Annotated in this window: 12 protein-coding genes; 10 read left to right on the plus strand and 2 right to left on the minus strand. The window is 60.7% G+C overall.

Translation table 11 applies throughout. From position 1 onward, the window contains the following. Positions 1–120 precede the first annotated feature (120 nt). The 4 genes from VIM12_RS12790 (at position 121) to VIM12_RS12805 (ending at position 2,964) form a co-directional block, all read left to right on the plus strand. Positions 121–576 carry a glycosyl transferase gene (locus tag VIM12_RS12790; RefSeq protein WP_331942020.1) on the plus strand — a complete coding sequence of 152 codons (456 nt, stop codon included), beginning with the start codon at positions 121–123 and terminating at the stop codon, positions 574–576. Then, complete coding sequence (locus VIM12_RS12795) at positions 573–1,046, plus strand: glycosyltransferase (RefSeq protein ID WP_331942021.1); 474 nt, start codon at positions 573–575, stop codon at positions 1,044–1,046. Before VIM12_RS12790 ends, VIM12_RS12795 begins: the two co-directional genes overlap by 4 nt. A 31-nt stretch (positions 1,047–1,077) precedes the next feature. Beyond that, positions 1,078–2,400 (plus strand): UDP-glucose/GDP-mannose dehydrogenase family protein, encoded by a 1,323-nt coding sequence (locus tag VIM12_RS12800; RefSeq protein ID WP_331942047.1) that lies wholly within the window; start codon positions 1,078–1,080, stop codon positions 2,398–2,400. Between the two features lie 90 nt (positions 2,401–2,490). After that, positions 2,491–2,964 carry a hypothetical protein gene (locus tag VIM12_RS12805; RefSeq protein WP_331942022.1) on the plus strand — a complete coding sequence of 158 codons (474 nt, stop codon included), beginning with the start codon at positions 2,491–2,493 and terminating at the stop codon, positions 2,962–2,964. Positions 2,965–2,979: 15 nt separating this feature from the next. Here VIM12_RS12805 and VIM12_RS12810 read toward each other — a convergent pair whose 3' ends face one another. Then, the gene (locus VIM12_RS12810) at positions 2,980–4,362 is read right to left on the minus strand and encodes a replication initiation protein (RefSeq protein WP_331942023.1); all 1,383 of its coding nucleotides are present in this window, start codon (positions 4,360–4,362) and stop codon (positions 2,980–2,982) included. A gap of 515 nt (positions 4,363–4,877) precedes the next feature. Between VIM12_RS12810 and VIM12_RS12815 the strand changes: the two genes are divergently transcribed. From VIM12_RS12815 to VIM12_RS12840, 6 genes are all read left to right on the plus strand, one after another. Then, the gene (locus VIM12_RS12815) at positions 4,878–6,059 is read left to right on the plus strand and encodes an AAA family ATPase (RefSeq protein ID WP_331942024.1); all 1,182 of its coding nucleotides are present in this window, start codon (positions 4,878–4,880) and stop codon (positions 6,057–6,059) included. Positions 6,060–6,069: 10 nt separating this feature from the next. Further along, the gene (locus VIM12_RS12820) at positions 6,070–7,059 is read left to right on the plus strand and encodes a ParB/RepB/Spo0J family partition protein (protein WP_331942025.1); all 990 of its coding nucleotides are present in this window, start codon (positions 6,070–6,072) and stop codon (positions 7,057–7,059) included. A gap of 962 nt (positions 7,060–8,021) precedes the next feature. Further along, a complete protein-coding gene (locus VIM12_RS12825; protein WP_331942026.1) occupies positions 8,022–9,908 on the plus strand; it encodes a site-specific integrase in 1,887 nt (628 codons plus the stop codon). A gap of 260 nt (positions 9,909–10,168) precedes the next feature. Beyond that, a complete protein-coding gene (locus VIM12_RS12830) occupies positions 10,169–11,062 on the plus strand; it encodes a site-specific integrase (protein WP_331942027.1) in 894 nt (297 codons plus the stop codon). Positions 11,063–11,099: 37 nt separating this feature from the next. Next, the gene (locus VIM12_RS12835) at positions 11,100–13,964 is read left to right on the plus strand and encodes an insulinase family protein (protein WP_331942028.1); all 2,865 of its coding nucleotides are present in this window, start codon (positions 11,100–11,102) and stop codon (positions 13,962–13,964) included. Positions 13,965–14,028: 64 nt separating this feature from the next. Continuing rightward, entirely contained in the window at positions 14,029–15,261 is a 1,233-nt protein-coding gene (locus VIM12_RS12840; protein ID WP_331942029.1) for a metal-dependent hydrolase, read from the plus strand. Between the two features lie 367 nt (positions 15,262–15,628). Here VIM12_RS12840 and acnB read toward each other — a convergent pair whose 3' ends face one another. Continuing rightward, positions 15,629–18,214 carry a bifunctional aconitate hydratase 2/2-methylisocitrate dehydratase gene (gene acnB, locus VIM12_RS12845; RefSeq protein WP_331942030.1) on the minus strand — a complete coding sequence of 862 codons (2,586 nt, stop codon included), beginning with the start codon at positions 18,212–18,214 and terminating at the stop codon, positions 15,629–15,631. Between the last annotated feature and the right edge of the window lie 361 nt (positions 18,215–18,575).

The raw sequence follows: 18,575 nt of genomic DNA on the forward strand, positions 1-18,575 counted from the left end.
GGTCTCCTGTTTCGAGGCGCGTGGTCCGCCGGTGGCGGATATCCCGAGCAAACGCCGCAGCGGCACGTTTGGCGGCGGCGGCCATCACCCGTCATCCGACTCACACGGAGGTCATGAAGAATGAACACAACCCGCAAACAGGTCCTTGCCGTCGCCTCCGGCGGCGGCCACTGGGTGCAGCTGCTTCGGCTCCGGCCGGCGTTCGAGCACAACGATGTCACGTATATGACGACCAACGCCGACTACGGAAAGGATGTGGCGAGCAGGCTGGTCACGATCGCCGATGCCAACCTCAAGGAGAAGTTGCGCCTGCTGCGCATGTTCGGGGAAGTGCTGCTGCACGTCGTGCGCCTGCGTCCGGACGTCGTGATCTCGACCGGGGCGGCGCCGGGTTTCGCTGCCATCTTCTTCGGCAGGCTCCTCGGGGCGCGCACGATCTGGATCGACAGCATCGCCAATTCGGAACAACTCTCCGTGTCAGGGAGATTTGCGAAGCGCTATGCCGATGTCTGGCTCACGCAATGGGCGCACCTTGCGCACCCCGACGGCCCCGAGTACTGGGGAGGCGTCCTATGATCTTCCTGACCGTGGGTACCCAGCTCCCGTTTGACAGGCTGGTCGCCGCCGTGGACGAATGGGCCGCGACCGGCGGTGTTCCGGTGTTCGCGCAGACAGCCGCCGGCAAGTACCGGCCGCGCCACTGCGAGCACGCCGACTATGTTCCGCCCTCACTGGCAGACGATCTCTTCCGCAAGGCGGACCTGATCGTCTCCCATGCCGGCATGGGTTCCATCCTGACCGCGCTGAAATACCGCAAGCGCATCCTGATCCTGCCGCGCAAGGCGGCGCTCGGCGAGCACCGTAACGAGCATCAGCTCGCGACGGCGCGCTGGCTGGGGCGCAAACCGGGCGTGTTCGTCGCGCACGAAACCGACGACGTGACGCGCCTGCTGAGCGCGCGCGACGTGCTGGAGACCGGTGATTGCATCGGCGACTACGCGGACCCGGCCCTGCTCGCCCGGCTCCGCGATTTCGTCTCCCGGTAAATCCTCTTTCAACAGCGAACGGAGCTGCAACATGAACATCACCGTAATAGGAACCGGATATGTCGGTCTCGTCACCGGCACCTGCCTCGCCGAGGTCGGCAACGACGTGCTTTGCCTGGATCTCGATCCCGGCAAGATCGCCATGCTCAATGACGGCCGTATCCCGATCCACGAGCCCGGGCTGGAAGAGATGGTGGCGCGCAACACCGCGGCTGGCCGCCTGCGCTTCACCACCGATGCGGCCAAGGCTGCGGCATTCGGCGCGGTACAGTTCATCGCGGTGGGCACGCCGCCTGGCGAGGACGGATCGGCGGACCTCCAGTATGTGCTCTGCGCCGCGCGTAACATTGGCAGGCACATGACGTCTCATACCATCGTTGTCAACAAATCGACCGTACCGGTCGGAACGGCGGATGCGGTCAGGTCGGCAATTTGTGAGGAACTCGGCCGGCGCGGCGCGGACATTTCCTTTTCCGTCGTGTCGAACCCCGAGTTTTTGAAGGAGGGCGCGGCGGTTGACGACTTCATGCGACCGGATCGGGTCATTATCGGCGCCGACGACCCGCATGCGGTCGAGTGCATGCGCTCCATCTATTCCGCGTTCATCCGCAACCACGATCGCCTCATGCTGATGGACATTCGGTCGGCCGAGCTCACCAAGTACGCCGCCAATGCGATGCTTGCCACCCGGATCTCATTCATGAACGAGCTTGCCAACCTGGCGGACAAGGTTGACGCCGACATCGAGCAGGTGCGGGTCGGCATTGGATCCGATCCCCGGATCGGCTTCGACTTCCTGTACGCGGGCTGCGGTTACGGCGGGTCATGCTTCCCGAAAGATGTGCGCGCGCTGTTAAGGATGGCACTGGAGAACAGTACGAGACTCAGCGTCCTGAAAGCAGTGGAGGAAGCCAACGAGGCGCAAAAGCGCTTGCTGCTTCGCAAAATCAGGGATCGTTTCGGAAGCGACCTCAGCGGAAGGCGCTTCGCCATGTGGGGTCTGGCCTTCAAGGCCAACACGAACGACATGCGGGCCGCGACGAGCCGTGTGCTGATCAGCGGCTTGCTCGGGGCGGGCGCGAGGATAACGGCCTACGACCCGGTGGCGATGCCCGAGGCGCGGAGGCTCTTCCCCAAGGACAGCCGGCTTGCATTCGCCGCCTCCGCCGTCGAAGCCCTGCGCGATGCCGACGCCCTGGTAATCGTCACCGAGTGGAAGGAGTTCAGGGCGCCGAATCACGCCGTGCTGCGTGAGTTGTTGAAACAACGGGTGGTCTTCGACGGCCGCAATCTCTACAAGCCCGCAACAATGCGCGCCAGCGGTCTCGAGTACATCTGCATCGGCCGCAGGTAAGCTCGGCGCCTTCGCGGCCGTCGTCGCCTGCCGCAGCGCACGATTTCCTTTACACTGCCGTGTACGAACGACAAGAGACGGAGATGGTGCATGTCCAACCTGCAAACCGCGAAGCGCGCGATCGAAGCCGAACTGGATCATGCGAGACAAGGCCTGACTTACTATCAGTCCCGCGTCGAGGCATTGGAGGCGGCAATCGGGCAGCTCGAGGATGTCGAAGGGGCGATCGCCAGTCAGCCCCGCAGTGCCCGCCCCGGCCGGCAGAAGCACGCGTCCACGAAAACAACCGGAGCGAAGGCAGCGAAGGGGCCCGGCCGCCCGCAGAAGCGCGCCGAAGCAGACCTTCCTGCCACGGGCATGGAATTCTGGCCGACCGTTATCGGATCGGACCCGATGGCGGCATCGGAAGTCCTGGCCGCGGCAGTGAAATCCCTCGGCATTACGCCGACCAGGGAACAGGAAAAAAGGCTCGCACAGCGGCAGGCAAACGCGCTGAGCATCCTCACCAGGAAAGGCGTGGTTTCCAGTTCGGGCAGCGGTCGCTCCCGGCGTTACTTTAGATAGGAGGCGCGAACCGGATCAACGCGTCCGCACGCTGGTCCGTGTTTCAATTGCCGCTGCCTGTTCGTTCTTCATCCGGATTGCCAGGTCGGTCAGCTCATATTCAGTCGGCTTTTCCCAGCCATCTTCCCAAACGGCGTTACCGAGAAACTTGAGAAATACCGGACGCACGATCTGGCTCGAAATGCCCTTGCTCTGGTATGCCTTCTGAATGGCGCCTGTCGCCGGCAATGCTTCCTGTTCGAAGCGGGCGATCCATACCTTCTGGTCTTCCTGCGGCATCTCCTGAAACATCTCGGACAACTGCGTCCTCTTGTAGGCCATGAACTGCTCGATCAGCTTTAGTCGCTCCGCCTTTGTGTCGTAGCTCTTGCGGGCGGGGAGCACTGCTTCCTTCTCGGTTGCCAGCTGGCCCGACTGCAGTATCGTCAACAGGTACTTTTCCGGCGCCCGCACCGGTTCCATGTTTTGCCGGCGTTGGCGCTCGTTCATGATCGCGATCGCCTCGTCGACCGCCTTGGCGCCAAAGCGAAGCAGCAGCTTTTCTGCCCGGTCCTGCGGCAGACCGGCGCGAATCGCGTTACCGATGGTTTTCAGATCCACCGGCTCGATCGGACGTTGCGCCGGTGCGATCTGCGCCTGCTTGCGCCGCACCCGGAACTGCAGATCCTGTACCGAACGGCCGCTCTTGTGTTCAATCAGCTCCACGTCAAGGTCGGTGACTTCGTTCACCTTCTTGACGGCCTTCTTCACGACGTCGCGATTGAAGATCTTGTATTCCTGGTACGCGCTGGCCGGGCTGTCCGGCGTACCGGTCAACACCGGCCGCCACCATGACCATGCTTGCCGCGCGGTCAAGCCCCCGGGGTTGTCCGCATATCGGCAGCAAATTTCATACAAGACCAGCGAAGCCATGGTGTTCAGCGCTGCCAGGACTTGCAGGGACATCTTGGCGAAGCGTTGCGGATCCAGCAGCTCCTGCTTGATGTTCGGTGCGTAGCTCCATTCCAACGTCAGTTCGTTCCCGCGCTGAATCAGGTCGGCGTGCGCAATGAGGGCCGAGATACTCCATCGAGCCCCCTCACCGGTTGTCGGGGACTGCCATTCGACCCCCGTCGTCGCCATTTGCCGGAAATACTGCTTGATGATTTCCGTATTGTTGGAGTTGAAGTCGATACCAATGGCGATTTCGGACAGCCGTGCACGATAACGCTCCTTGTCCACGCCCTGACGCTGCGCGAACTGCAGCATGACGTTGTAGATCTTCCGAGCAGTGACGGTGATCTTCTCCGACTTCGGCACAATCGCCAGCGTATTGACGGGCTTGCGCAGCAGGTAGTCAGGCTCGGTAGCCCTCGCGCTGCTGCGGCTGCGTCGATTGGAATTGCTGGCTTCTGCCATGGAAACGGCACCGTGATGAATATTTCCGCAAGAGTCTATAGTGAGTATCGGCCAAATGCAATCTCACCTTTCCCGGGCGTTTCATGGCGGCGCATGGTGAGTGAGACTCTTCCCAAGCCCATTCTCCCAAAAGCTCTCACCTATCTTCGCGATCGCCTCTCGTACCATTCACCCTATATCCACTCACCTTGTGACCCAACCGCTCTCACCCTGAGACCCATGATTTCTCACCATCGGTCCCAAATTCTCTCACCGTAACTCCCAAAACGTCTCACCATATCTCCGCTAAGTAACTGATTTTAATAAGAAAAGCGAAGCCTTTAGTTCTTAAAGATGTTGAAGTTGGTTTACTTTTTTTAGCGAAGCTGCCATTTGCCAACGAACTCGGATTGTTTGCGTCCGCAAAGGATTATGCGGAAAACAGGAATTTAATGAAAATTCGATGAATTTCTAGTAGGAGAGTAACGAGTATGTGACGTAGAATAAATTGTCATCGAAAAACCAATGGGAGTCCTATGATTGCACCTGATTTTAAAAGTCCGCAGAAGATACATATCAGCGATATTGTCGACCAGGCGGAGCGCGCGGCCCAGATGGTCAACCAGATACGGTCAAGAATGTTGGCGCCGAACGCCATCAAGAATCCGCCAGTCTTTTCGTCTACGCAGCTCGCCGCGCTGTGCGGTATTGACAAGGGCCAGGTCGCGTACCGGATCAGCAAGGCGGATCTGCCCCCGGGCCAATTGAACGACAAAGGGTCCCGTCGAGAATTCACTCTTCAGGAAGCACGCGTGTGGGTACAACAATATCGCGCGGCACATCTCCGACCCCAGGGTGCCCGTGCGATCACGCTTGCAATTGGCAACTTCAAAGGTGGCGTCAGCAAGACGACGACCGCTATGGTAATGGCACAGGGACTCTCCCTGCGGGGTCACAAGGTTCTAGTAGTGGACGCTGATCCCCAGGGTTCCTTGACTACATTATTCGGCATCATGCCAGATACGGAAGTCACTGAGGACCAGACAATTGCGCCTCTGGTGTACGGGGACACCACTTCGATCCGGTCTTCGATCCAGTCCACGTACTGGGATGGTATCGATCTTGTTGCTGCATCGTCCAGCCTGTTCTCGGCGGAGTTTGTCTTGCCGTCGCGTCAGATGAAGGATCCGGAGTTTCAGTTCTGGGATGTTCTCAATCTCGGCCTGGAGGATGTACGGGACGACTACGACGTCATCATCATTGATACTCCGCCGTCGTTGTCCTACGTAACGATCAACGCTTTCATGGCGGCGGACGGCCTGATGGTGCCGCTTCCGCCTAACGCACTCGATTTCGCGAGCAGTGCGCAGTTCTGGAGCCTCTTCAGCGATCTCGCGTCCAACCTTGTCGAGAGTGCCGGCATCAGCAAGACTTTTGATTTCATTCATGTATTGCTGGCCCGCGTCGACTCGTCGGATGTGGCCAGCGACGTTGTCCGGTCCTGGATCTCGGCAACTTATGCTGAGAAGGTGTTGCCTGTGGAGATTCCGAAAACGGCGGTCACATCGTCGAGTTCGGCAGAGTTTGGCACTGTCTACGACATCAGTCGTTACGATGGGAGCATGAAGACGTACAGCCGAGCGCGGGATGCATACGATCGGGTGAACGATCTGGTCGAGGTGTCGATCCGCAATTCTTGGAACGCTCAACTTGCCTGAGGAGAAGCGCATGTCTATCAAGGACCGTCTTGCAAAGAAAACAGAGGGATTGCTCGTTCCGCCAAAAGCCGACAACGCCAGTCCTGCCACACCTTCCGCTCCCCCATTGCGTACGGGGCCTGGCCAGATGTTGATGGTCAATTCCCTCATGAAGGAAAACAACAAGAAGCTCGAAGTGCTTGAGGCCCGATTGAAGGAGTTCGAGGGTGCCCTTCCTGTGCGGCTGATCGACCCCGCATTGATCACCGCATCTCGCTGGGCAAACCGCGACAAGCGCAGTTTTGATCTGCCGGCTTTCAAGGCACTGAAGGAGGAGATCGCGGAAGCGGGTGGCAACGTGCAACCAATCAAAGTTCGCCCCAGGAAGGATGACCCGGAGCGGTTTGAACTCGTGTTCGGCCATCGCCGTCATCGCGCCTGCCTTGAGTTGGATCTGCCTGTACTTGCGTTGGTCGAGGATGTGTCAGACCAGGACCTGTTCAAGGAGATGGATCGGGAGAATCGTGCCCGCGCCGACCTCGCTCCATGGGAACAAGGTGTCATGTATCGCAGGGCGCTCAGCGAGCAATTGTTCGCCTCGCAGGATCAGCTGGCGCGAGAGCTTGGAGTCGATCCCGGCAACCTGAGCAAGGCGTTGCGGTTGGCTGATCTTCCAGAGGCAGTCGTGCAAGCTTTTGCCTCGCCGCTCGACTTGCAGTTCCGTTGGGCGAAGGCACTCAACGACGCGCTGCAGGCTGACCCCGATGGCGTACTTGCACGGGCTCAAGAGCTGAGCGCCAATCGTTCAGTGGCACAGACACCGAAGGAAGTCTTCGAGCTGCTTTGCGGAATAGGTGCAGCACAGCCGTCTACGGAAGTTGTGATTGTCGACGGCAAGGTCGTTGCGAAAGTCGTTTTTGACGGCCTGAAAGCCTCAGTGCAATTTACACGAGGCGCAATTGACGGCGCACGGATCAAGGAACTGGCGTCTAGCCTTCAGACTTTCCTTTCAAAGAAGTAGGTTCTTGTACGGTACAAGAGCCCTCTTGTAAAACATGAGACATACTCTTGTACCGTACAATTGACCTACTCACTCCTGCAGGGCACGTCAGCGACGTGCCCTTTTTTATCCCAAAAGTTCTCACCTGATCTTCTCGGTCCACCGAGTGACACGAAGGGCAGTCGAGAGTGCCGCACAAGGCGCGTCGAGCAAATCGCGCTCCGACGGCCGAACATGACCATCAACCATTCTGGAGCCTGCTTCACAGCCGAGGTAGCGCTTCAAGAAATAACGTATTGGTGAGTAACCGCCTGATGAGAACAAACGCCTTGCCCAGTCAGGCAGCCGATCAACCGTGTGAAGCGATGAGCGGACATTTCCTCAGTATTCAGGCGCAAGTTTGCCGCCAAGGTCAATCAATGTGAGTGCAGGTCGACTCGAGGTCAGCTGCCGAAAAAACTCCGTCCTTCCCCTAGCCCTTCGTCCCCCAAATCTTCTCACCGTCGCTGCAATATCAACCTTCCGTTGCCATGACAGCCGCGGGTGATCTGGCACTGCCACCGCAATCCCAAATCTTCTCACCTGGAGCTCACGTATGATCCTCATCCTTTGACGATGAAAAGCGCGCACTCCAGCAACGTCGGCCGCCGCACGTAGGTCGGCATCCCGCACCCCTGAAACCAAGTGCCCCTCCACTCACCTCTGCGGTGGCGAATTGAGGTGCACGGCTTCCCAATTCTTCTCACCTTACCGACATCTCTACCGCGCTGGCAAGCAGCGGGGATGAGCAATGCCAAAGACCGGATCGTAGCTCGGCGACGAGGAGCGCGGCCCAGGACCGGGCGGGGGAAACCGGGCTTAAGTCCTTGTTTTTGCCGAAGAAAAATACAAGCCCTTACTACGAGGCAGCTTCTTGAAACATTTTTTGCGATAAATGATAATAAGTCCTCCCTCGCTTTTTCCTCTGGCATACGGCGCGCTCAATGGCGACTTCAAACCCTCGGTCGGACAAATTCGCGTCTCTGGTCTCGAAATCGCCATCTGCGATCCGCAGGCAAAGGCTGCACGCCGGGCACTTCGCATTCATGCGCGCCGTCGTCCAGGGCCTGGATACCCGGCAAAGCTGGGACCGCTACCTTCGGTTGGAAGGTGAGCACGACGACATTCGCCACGTTCGGCGGATGATCCAGCGAATCCGGGATGAATTTGCCGCAGCAGCGAGGCGGTGCTCGCGGCACGGCATCGCGCGGCTCATGCAGATCGATGCCGAGCGCATCGCCGATTCACCGCCTTCCCTGCCGAGTCTCGAGGAATTCGCAATCGAACACGGGCTGGACGGCTTTTCGCAGGTTGAGCAGCTGGAGTACTACAAGGCGCATTTGGGCGCGGCACCTGGCGCCCAGTCCCGACGAAAGCGCGTGATCGCCCGCCAGCTCGAGGCATTGCGCTGGCTTGAAGACCTGGTGGCAGTGCCGCCACGACCCGAAGACCCGCCGGAATACTGGCTGAATCCCGACTTGGCGAAACGCCTGGAAAAGGTCGGAATCACGACGCTTGCGGCGCTCGCGCTGCGCGTCAACGGCATTGGACATCGCTGGTGGGCCGGCATCCCGGGGATCGGCGCAGGCAAGGCGGAACGCATTGTCGGCTGGCTGCGTGCGCAGCAACCAGCCCTGGGAATCACGATCGGCGCACACGTCGGTACGCCTCGCAACATGACGAGTAGGTCCGAGCTGCTAGGGCTGGTACAAAACGCCAGCGGAATAGTGCCTATCGAGAAATTCGTGCCGCCGACGGGGCTCGACGGCAGCCGCGGAGAATTCAGGGCGGACCGCGAACGCAACCGCCTCGACGCTGACACGGATATTCCCGCCATGTTTGCCTGGATCGCGTCGAAGGCGTCGCCAAGCGAGGGCGCGGCGCCGTCCGTCGTTTCGACGCCCGTCCCCGAGCAGCGCTTGCAAAGCCTGAACAGCACCCAGCGCTCATACCTCAAGGAAAGTGAGCGCTTCCTGCTCTGGTCGGTGCTGGTACGCGGCAAGCCGCTATCATCGTTAACTCCCGAGGATTGCCAGGCTTTTCTCCAGTTCATCGCGGACCCGCAACCTGCCACGACGTGGTGTGGTCCCCGTGGACGGGAAAAATGGAGTCCCCTGTGGCGCCCGTTCGAAGGCCCGCTTTCTCCAGCCGCCCGACGCCATGCGGCGGTGGTGCTGAAGAATATGTATGGCTTCTTTGTCGTCAACGGCTATGTCGTGGCAAACCCCTGGCAGCAGATCCCGCTTCCCGCGCCGTCTGCAAGCGGCAAGCGGGAATTCGATGCGACCCACTGGCAATGGATAATGCAACATGCAGGAACATTAGCGCTTACATCGGCCAACCAGCGCCTGCTGCTTGCCCTCAAACTGATCCGCACGACCGGCATCCGCCTGGGCGAGGCTGTCGGCGCACGAGTGGATGATATTCGCTTCGACGGTGGCCTCGCATACCTGCATATCCCGGCCAAGAGCGGCAAGGATCGCAGCGTGCCTCTGAGTCAGGACATCTTGTCCCGCCTCTCGGATTACCTGGCTGCCCGGAGCCTGCACCCGGATCCTGCCAACCCGGCGAACCGGGGGGCGTTCCTGCTTGGAGCGGCAAGTGACCTGGGTGAACGCGCGCCATGGTCACCAGCAAAATTCCGGGAAGCCGATCCAAAACGCGGAATCAATGCCGGAACACTATGCGCGCAATTGAAGGTTTTTTTTGCCGCCTGTGTCTCTGCACGAAAAGACATGCCGAAAGACGACCAGCGATTGTTTCTTTCCGCGACCTCCGGATGGCTGCGTTCGGCTCGTGCCGCTTCCCCGCCGATTCCCCCCGCAGAATGAATAAACGAAAAGTCAGAGGCCCAATGTGCGCAGCATCGACCGCGGAGCGAGACATTACGGCCGCCGTTAGTACGTTTACCCTGCCCGATTCCACTTGCCGCGCGACGGAGACGCCCGCCAGCGCAGCGGAGCAGCCGCTAAACGTTTCACAAGCCTTCGCTTCCCTGTACTTGTCCTGGCTCGCGGCACGGGATGCAAGCCGTAGCACCGCGCGCGACGCGCGTCCTCTCAAGACAAGCTCTGCATCGGTGTATCAGCAAATGTGGAAGGCGTTCGCCAACTACTGCCTGGCGAACCGTTTGCACCTGTCGACGCTGACGGAGGCCGACATCAACCGCTTCCTGCAGACACGCCCGGCGCGCGGCGGTGGCGAAGCCGCTGCCGTCCTCAGTGCGCGCTATCAGTGGCGATTCCTGGTGCTGATAGACCGGCTGCTCCGCCTCGATGCCGAACAGCGCGGGACAGCTCCCAATCTTGCCGCCCATGCCCTCCTGCAGCGTCCGCCCCACCGACGGGCGAACGCCGTCGAGCAGGACGAGGCGCCGCGGTTCCTCTCTGCTTCTGACACGCACCGGCTGATCGAGTACCTCGAGCAGTCGATCGCCGACGGCAAACAGGCTGCATCATGGAGACGGGCAAGAGACGCGGCGGCGGTCACTGTAATGCTCGGTGGCGGGTTGACTCCTGCGGAAGTCAGGCGGCTGCGGCTGGCAGACGTAATCCGGGATAAGCAGGAGGGTGGCTTGCCAACGTCGCTTCACATCCCTTCTGCCGACGCTTCCCGGGCTGGCCGCCGTACGCCGCTTCCGGAGTGGGCCGGTCGCATTCTGCTGGCTTGGCTCAGGCAGCGCGCTGGGCACGGGATCGATGGTGAACAGGCTTTTCCGGCGACCAGGACCGGCAAGGTATGGTCTCATACAGGTTGCCAGCAGGCGTGCGGCGCGGTCTTGCAGCGCGCGGGATTGGCAGATGAGAAAGCAGGCCTGTTTCAGCTGCGACATGCATTCGCCATCCGGCACCTCGCCGCCGGTACACCGGAGCACCTCGTGGCTGCCTGGCTCGGCTACCGCGATGCCGACAGCGTCATGCAGTATCGCGGGCTGGCCGTGGTGGAGGGCGAGACGACCGACGGCGCGCCGCCCAAACAGTTATGATGGGCGAGCTCATCACATACCTATACCCATTCGCTCTATGCCTTTCCAGAAATTACGCAGCAGGCAGATCGCCGCGATGCAGGCCGAAGTCCAGGAATTTGAAGATCCGGCAAGCGGCGCCAGGCACATCCATCTCGCAAACAAGGACAAGGAATACGTCTTCCTGGTGGGATTCCCCACGGTTCCCGATGCAAGCGACGGTCGTGCGCACATCCTGGAACATCTTGCCCTGTGCGGCAGCCAGCGGTTCCCTGTCCGCGATCCGTTCTTCGCGATGTCCCGCAGGTCGATCGCGCATTTCATGAATGCCATGACCTATGCGGACAAGACGGTCTATCCATTCGCCAGTACCGACAAGACGGATTTCTTCAATCTCCTGCACGTCTACCTCGATGCCGCGTTCTTCCCGCGCCTCGACTATCTCGACTTCCTGCAGGAGGGATGGCGCCTGGTGCTGGACGGAGAGCAACTCAGCTACCAGGGTATCGTCTTCAACGAGATGAAGGGTGCCTTCGCGGATCCGGTTCGCGCGCTCGATGCCGGCATTGCCGCCGAACTCCTCGCGGGCACCACGTACGCGCACGAGTCCGGCGGCGATCCGCTGCATATTCCATCGCTTACCCATGAAGCCCTGCGCGCGTTCCACGCGACGCACTATCATCCGTCACAGGCAGTCTTCATGACCGCCGGCGACATCGATCCTGCGGAAATTCAAAAGGTGATCGATGACGAAGTTCTCGGCAAGCTTTCCGGCCGCATGCCACGCCTGCTTCCGGAGCTTGCGCCGACGTGGACCGCGCCGCGGCGGACCAGTGTTGCCGTACCAGGCAGGGACTATGGCGTTCAGGTCGCCTGGCTGCTGGGCGAGAGTGTCGATGTCGCGTCCCACTACGAAGCCATCCTGCTAGACACCGGCTTGCTGGGCAATGCCGCGTCGCCCGTGGCAAGGGCAATGGAGAGCGCGGGGTACGGCAGACCTTCGGCGATGAACGGCGCCGACACCGGCATGCGACAGATTGTTTTCCACCTCGGGATGGAAGGTTTGCAGCAGGACCAGCTGGCGAACGCGCGCGACCGTATCTGGAGCGCCCTCACGCGTGCCGCCGAGGAAGGCGTCCCGCGTTCGATGCTCGAAGCCGCGCTGCGCGATCACCGTTTCCGCCAACGGGAAATCGCCGCCGGTTCGATGCCCAACTCCATGCGCCGGCTCCTCCGCGCGATCCCCTACGAGATGTACGGCGGCGACGTGATGAACGGGTTCGACAACGAAAACGTACTCGTGGAGTTGCAGCAAAAGATCGCCGATCCGTCCTACTTCAAGGGACTGGTGCGCAAGCTGCTCGACGCAACGACCCGGCTGGATGTCGACGTGGTGCCCGATCCGGCCTTCTTCGACAAGCGCGACAAGATGGAGCAGGCACAGTTGCAGGCGCGCCTGGCCGAGCTGGACGACGCCGAGAAGGCGCGCCTGCGTCGCGAGGCGGCCGCGCTGACCGAGCGCCAGCGCGCCCCCGTGAACAACGACGTGCTTCCGCGCATCCGGCCCGACGATCTCGACCCCGCTCCGCGGCAAGCAGTCGCGCTTGTTGCGGACGCCACCGGCCATGCAGGCATTCCCGTCGCTTCCAACGGCGTCTCCTACGCACGAGTGCTGTATGACTTGTCTGAGCTCGCCCCGGACGACTGGCCCTGGCTGCAGCTGTATGTGGAGCTTGCTCCGGAGCTCGGAGTCGGCAGCAGGGCGTACGACATGGCCGACGCGTGGCGCCATGACAAGGTGCCGTACTTTGATGTGGACGTTCACGTGATGCAGCGTCAGGATGCCAGCGGCGCGCTGCGCATCGTTGCCGACTTCTACGCCAAGGGCCTGCGCGAGGAGAATGCTTCCATTGCCGAGGTGCTGAGCGAGTCCATCCAGTCCGCCCGATTCGACGAACATGAACGGATCGCATTCCTGATCGACAGTACGATGCAGGACCTGCGCGACGAACTGGCGGAAAGCGGCGATGACTATGCCAAGCTGGCCGCTACCGCGCCGTTATCGCCGTTGCGGCAGTATGAAGAACGCGTGCGGGGCATAGCCTATCTCGCATTCTTCCGGGAGATCCACACGCAAAGCGGCACCGAAGCCGGCATGCGGCACCTCACCCGCCGCCTCTCCGATCTGCACCGGCGCATCCTTGCCGCACCGCGCCTCGTGCTGACGGCGGGAGCCGCGGAGGATGTTCGGCAGTTGGCGACGTTGCTGGACCTGCCGTCGGCCCCGCCTGCAACAGAGACGTTCTCCGCCACTGCGCTTTCGCCGGCCGATCGGGCGAAATACGCCGGGGTCGCGTTGCATGCGCCGGCCCAGGTCAACCATTGCTACGCCGCCTGGCCCGGTCCGGCAATGTCCCATCCCGACGCTCCCGTGCTGTCGGTGCTCGGTGAGTTGATGACCAATCTCGTACTGCATCAGGCCCTGCGCGAGGAAGGCGGCGCATACGGTGGCCAGGCCGCCTATTCGACGGAAGCGGCACTGTTCGTGATGATGTCCTATAGGGATCCGCGCCTGAAGGAAACCTACGAGGTCTTCCAGCAGGCGACGGAATGGGTGCTGCACGCCGATATCTCACAGGAGAAACTGGAAGAGGCCATCATTTGCGTCATGCAGGGCCTCGATCGCCCTCGCACGCCGTTCGAAGAGGTCATGTGGTCATGGCAGCTGCAGCAGAAAGGCATCACCGAGGAGATGCGCCGGCAATACCGGAGCGGGGTATTGCAGTGCACGGTGCAGCAGTTGAAGGCGGCAGCGGGGACCTGGTTGCACGGCAAGCCGTTCAACCGGGCGGCATTCGTCGGCAACCCCGACCAGCCTCTCGCCGGGCTCGCGCTGTTACGGCTTCCGGAGCTTGCAGAATGAGTGTGGCGGCTGAGAACGCGCCGCAAGTCATGCCGGCGTATCGATTGCAATCCCCGGGCGTCGCATGGACAACCTCAGCCATACGGTAGCCGGCCTGGCAGCGGGCGAGCTCTTGCACAGAATCCTCGCGCCCGAAACGAAGCCGGAAGACACCAGGACGCGCCACCGCCTGCTGCTTACCACCGCGGCGCTCGCTTCGAACTTCCCGGATCTCGACCTCGTTCTGACGCCGCTGCTACCGGCGCCGCTCGGCTACCTGCTGCACCACCGCGGTCATACGCACACGATCGTGTACGCCCTGCCGCAGATGCTTCTGCTGGCTTCAGTGTTGCTGGCCTGCTGGCGCTCTGCACGTCAACTCGTCATGCACAGCCGAAGTGCCCGGGCTGGCTTTCTCATTGCGCTGGCCGCCGGTTTCAGCCTGCACCTTGCAATGGACTACCTGAATTCCTACGGCCTGCATCCATTTCACCCCTTCGACTCAAGATGGAGGTATGGCGACATGGTTTTCATCCTGGAGCCGATGTTCTGGGTGACGCTTGGCCTGCCGATGGCATTGATGATTCCGCGCCGCACACTGCGCATCTTGTTGATCTTGCTACTGCTCGGCGTTCCGCTGTACTTCACGTTGCAGTCGTATCTCGTGTGGTTCTCGCTGTTGGGGTTGTATGCTGTTGCGGCGCTGCTGTCGGTCGCCCATTGCAGGACTAGGCGTGGCGTCACCGTCGCCGCCGGCATGCTGGTCATCTTCATCGGCGGGCAGGCGGCCGCCTCGTACGAAGCGGAACGCGGTGTACGCGAGGTGCTGCTTGCACAGCACCGGGGCACGCGCGTGCATGACATCGCGCTGACTGCATTTCCAGCCAATCCACTTTGCTGGGCGTTTGCATCGGTAGACAGCGATGAGGAGCAGGGTGTATATCGACTCAACCGCGGCATCGCAAGCATTGCCCCCGGCGTGCTGCCGGCAAAGGACTGCCCGGCCTCCCTGAATCCGGCGCGAAATGCTGTTCCGGGAGGCGTCATCATCATTGGTACGGCGCACGGAAGTCTTGCGGAGTTGCGTGACATGAAGCGAGAGAACTGCTTCTTCGATGCCTGGTTGCGTTTTGCCCGTATCCCCTTGCTGGTCAACAATGAGGCAATCGATCTGCGATTTGCCTCGACCCCAAATGGAAATTTTACGGCTATTCAGCTGCAGGACTTGCGGTCGGAGGCGTGTCCTGAAACCGTCCCTCGTTGGGATTACCCGCGGCGCGATCTTATCGACCGGGCCCCGCCGCCCGGGGACGCCTAGCCGGAAGGACTGAAAGTGCATCAGTCGGCGGCTGAACTTTATATGGCGTTACGCGGCAAACACCGTTAATATACGCGCGCAGCACCCAAAAAAATCCACTTCAGGAAATCGAGCGAGACACAAGCCCGCCGGCGATCCCGGCGGGCTTGTTTTATTCACGCGGTGAATATCTGTTATCACGTCTTTGAAGCAGACGGTTGTGTTGCTTCACGTTAATATTCATTCGTCTCCTCCAACTCTCCTTGAATTGGATTTACCCGCAAGCCGCAAGGCCTGCGGGTTTTTTTTCGTCCTTGTATTCGCGAGAGCGCGGAAAAACACGAAAAAAAGAGGCCCGCAGGCCTCTTTTCTCATCCGCTGTTGCCGGTCAGAGCCGAACAGTATCCGCCACCTCGCGGAAGTCCTGGATCTGGTCGAAGTTCATGTAGCGGTAAATATCGGCCGCATTCTTGTCGATCACCCCGATATTCGCCATGTACTCTTCCTTCGAAGGAATCTTGCCAAGCATGGCGCAGACGGCTGCCAGCTCCGCTGAGCCGAGATAGACGCGCGTGTCAAGGCCGAGACGGTTCGGGAAGTTGCGCGTCGACGTCGACATGGCGGTGGAACCCTTGCGTATCTGCGCCTGGTTACCCATGCAAAGCGAGCAGCCCGGCATTTCCATGCGCGCGCCCGTACGACCCAGAGTCCCATAGTGGCCTTCCGACATCAGCACCTGCTGGTCCATCTTGGTCGGCGGAGCGATCCACAACCGCACCGGGATGTCCGTTTTCCCTTCCAGCAGCTTGGACGCCGCGCGGAAGTGGCCGATGTTGGTCATGCAGGAGCCGACAAAAACTTCATCGATCTTGTCGCCAGCGACGTCGGACAACGTTTTCACATCATCCGGGTCGTTCGGGCAGGCGACGATCGGCTCGTGGATGTCCGCGAGATCGATCTCGATCACTGCTGCATACTCCGCATCGGCGTCCGGTGCCAGCAGCTCGGGCTTGCCGATCCAGTTTTCCATGGCCTTGATGCGGCGCTCGAGCGTGCGCTTGTCCTCGTAGCCGTTGGCGATCATCCACTTCATCAAGGTGATGTTCGAGTTCATGTACTCGATGATCGGTTCCTTGTCGAGGCGGACAGTGCAGCCCGCCGCCGAGCGTTCGGCCGAGGCGTCGGAGAGCTCGAAGGCCTGCTCCACCTTCAGCTGCGGCAAGCCTTCGATTTCCAGGATGCGGCCGGAGAAGATATTCTTCTTGCCCTGTTTCTCGACCGTCAGCAGTCCCTGCTTGATGGCGTAAAGCGGAATTGCGTTCACCAGGTCGCGCAGGGTCACGCCCGGCTGCATCTTGCCCTTGAAGCGGACCAGCACGGATTCAGGCATATCGAGGGGCATCACGCCGGTTGCAGCGGCGAATGCGACGAGGCCCGAACCCGCAGGGAACGAGATGCCGATCGGGAAACGCGTGTGCGAGTCGCCGCCGGTCCCGACAGTATCCGGTAGCAGCAGGCGGTTGAGCCACGAATGGATCACGCCGTCGCCCGGACGCAGCGAAACACCGCCGCGGGTAGAGATGAATTTCGGCAGCGTCAGGTGCGTGCGCACATCCACAGGCTTCGGATACGCAGCGGTATGGCAGAACGACTGCATCACCAGATCGGCCGAGAAGCCGAGACATGCCAGGTCCTTGAGTTCGTCGCGTGTCATCGGCCCGGTCGTGTCCTGCGAACCCACCGTGGTCATCTTCGGCTCACAATAGGTACCGGGGCGAATTCCTTGTCCTTCCGGCAGTCCGCAGGCGCGGCCCACCATCTTCTGCGCGAGCGAGTAGCCCTTGCCGCTGTCGGACGGGTTCTGTGGCAGACGGAACAGCGTCGACGGCGGCAGGCCGAGCGCTTCACGCGCCTTCGAAGTCAGGCCGCGGCCAATGATCAACGGAATCCGGCCGCCAGCGCGCACTTCGTCGAAAATAACGTCCGATTTCACCTTGAACTCGGAGATTACCTGGCCGTTCTTCAGCGCCTTGCCTTCATAGGGCCGCAGTTCAACCACGTCACCCATTTCCATCTTGGAGACGTCGAGTTCGACCGGCAGCGCTCCCGCGTCTTCCATCGTGTTGTAGAAGATCGGAGCGATCTTGCCGCCGAGGCAAACCCCGCCAAACCGCTTGTTCGGAATGAACGGAATGTCATCGCCGGTGAACCAGAGCACCGAATTTGTCGCCGACTTGCGGGACGAACCGGTACCAACGACGTCACCGACATACGCGACCTGGTGGCCTTTGGCCTTGAGGGCTTCGATCTGCTTGATCGGACCAACCTTGCCCGGTTCGTCCGCCTCGATTCCCGGCCGCGGGTTCTTCAGCATCGCCAGAGCGTGCAGCGGGATGTCCGGGCGCGTGGTGGCATCAGGAGCGGGGGAAAGATCGTCCGTATTGGTCTCGCCGGTCACCTTGAACACTGTCACGGTCAGGCTTTGCGGCACTTCCGGGCGCGAGGTGAACCATTCGGCGTCGGCCCAGGATTGCAGCACTGCCTTCGCGTTGGCACTACCCTTGTCAGCCAGTTCCTTGACGTCGTGGAAGTAGTCGAACATCAGAAGAGTCTTCTTCAGGCCTTCGGCCGCCACCGTACCGACCGAGGCATCGTTCAACAGGTCGATCATCGGCTTGATATTGAATCCGCCCAGCATGGTGCCGAGCAGCTCGGTCGCCTTGGCGCGCGAAACAAGAGCGCATTGCTCTTCGCCCTTTGCAAGTTTCTCGAGGAATGCAGCCTTGACCTTCGCGGCGTCGTCCACGCCCGCAGGAATACGATAGGAGAGCAGTTCAACCAGAAACTCCTCTTCACCTTTCGGCGGGTTCTTCAGCAGGGAAATCAGCTCTTCCGTCTGTTTCGCGGACAGCGGCAGGGGAGGAATGCCGAGGGCAGCGCGTTCGGCGGCATGTTGGCGATAGGCTTCTAGCATGGACGTTCTCGCAGAATAGGTTGATTGGTACAGCATGGCGTCCGCGGCAGAAGCGGCGCGCCGCCCCCGCGTGGAATTGCCGCATTATAGCATTTCGCCGTATCAAGTCTTCTATAAGACATAAGACAACGCCCTGCATCGCGCCACTGCTTGCAACAGCTCAATGAAGAGATCAGCAGACCTTGCGCAAGAAAGGTATTGACGCCCGCCACGAGATGCCGCATAATCTCGTTTCTCTGCTGCTGACGAACAAAACGATTCGCAGCGACGGCGCCGGAAGGTGCAGGCGGACAGATCTTTAACAAGTAACAGCCGATAAGTGTGGGCGCTTGGTGGAGTGCGGCGATGAGAGATCATCGTA

Origin of the sequence: Noviherbaspirillum sp. (assembly GCF_036563305.1) — a bacterium.
Lineage (GTDB): Bacteria > Pseudomonadota > Gammaproteobacteria > Burkholderiales > Burkholderiaceae_D > Noviherbaspirillum.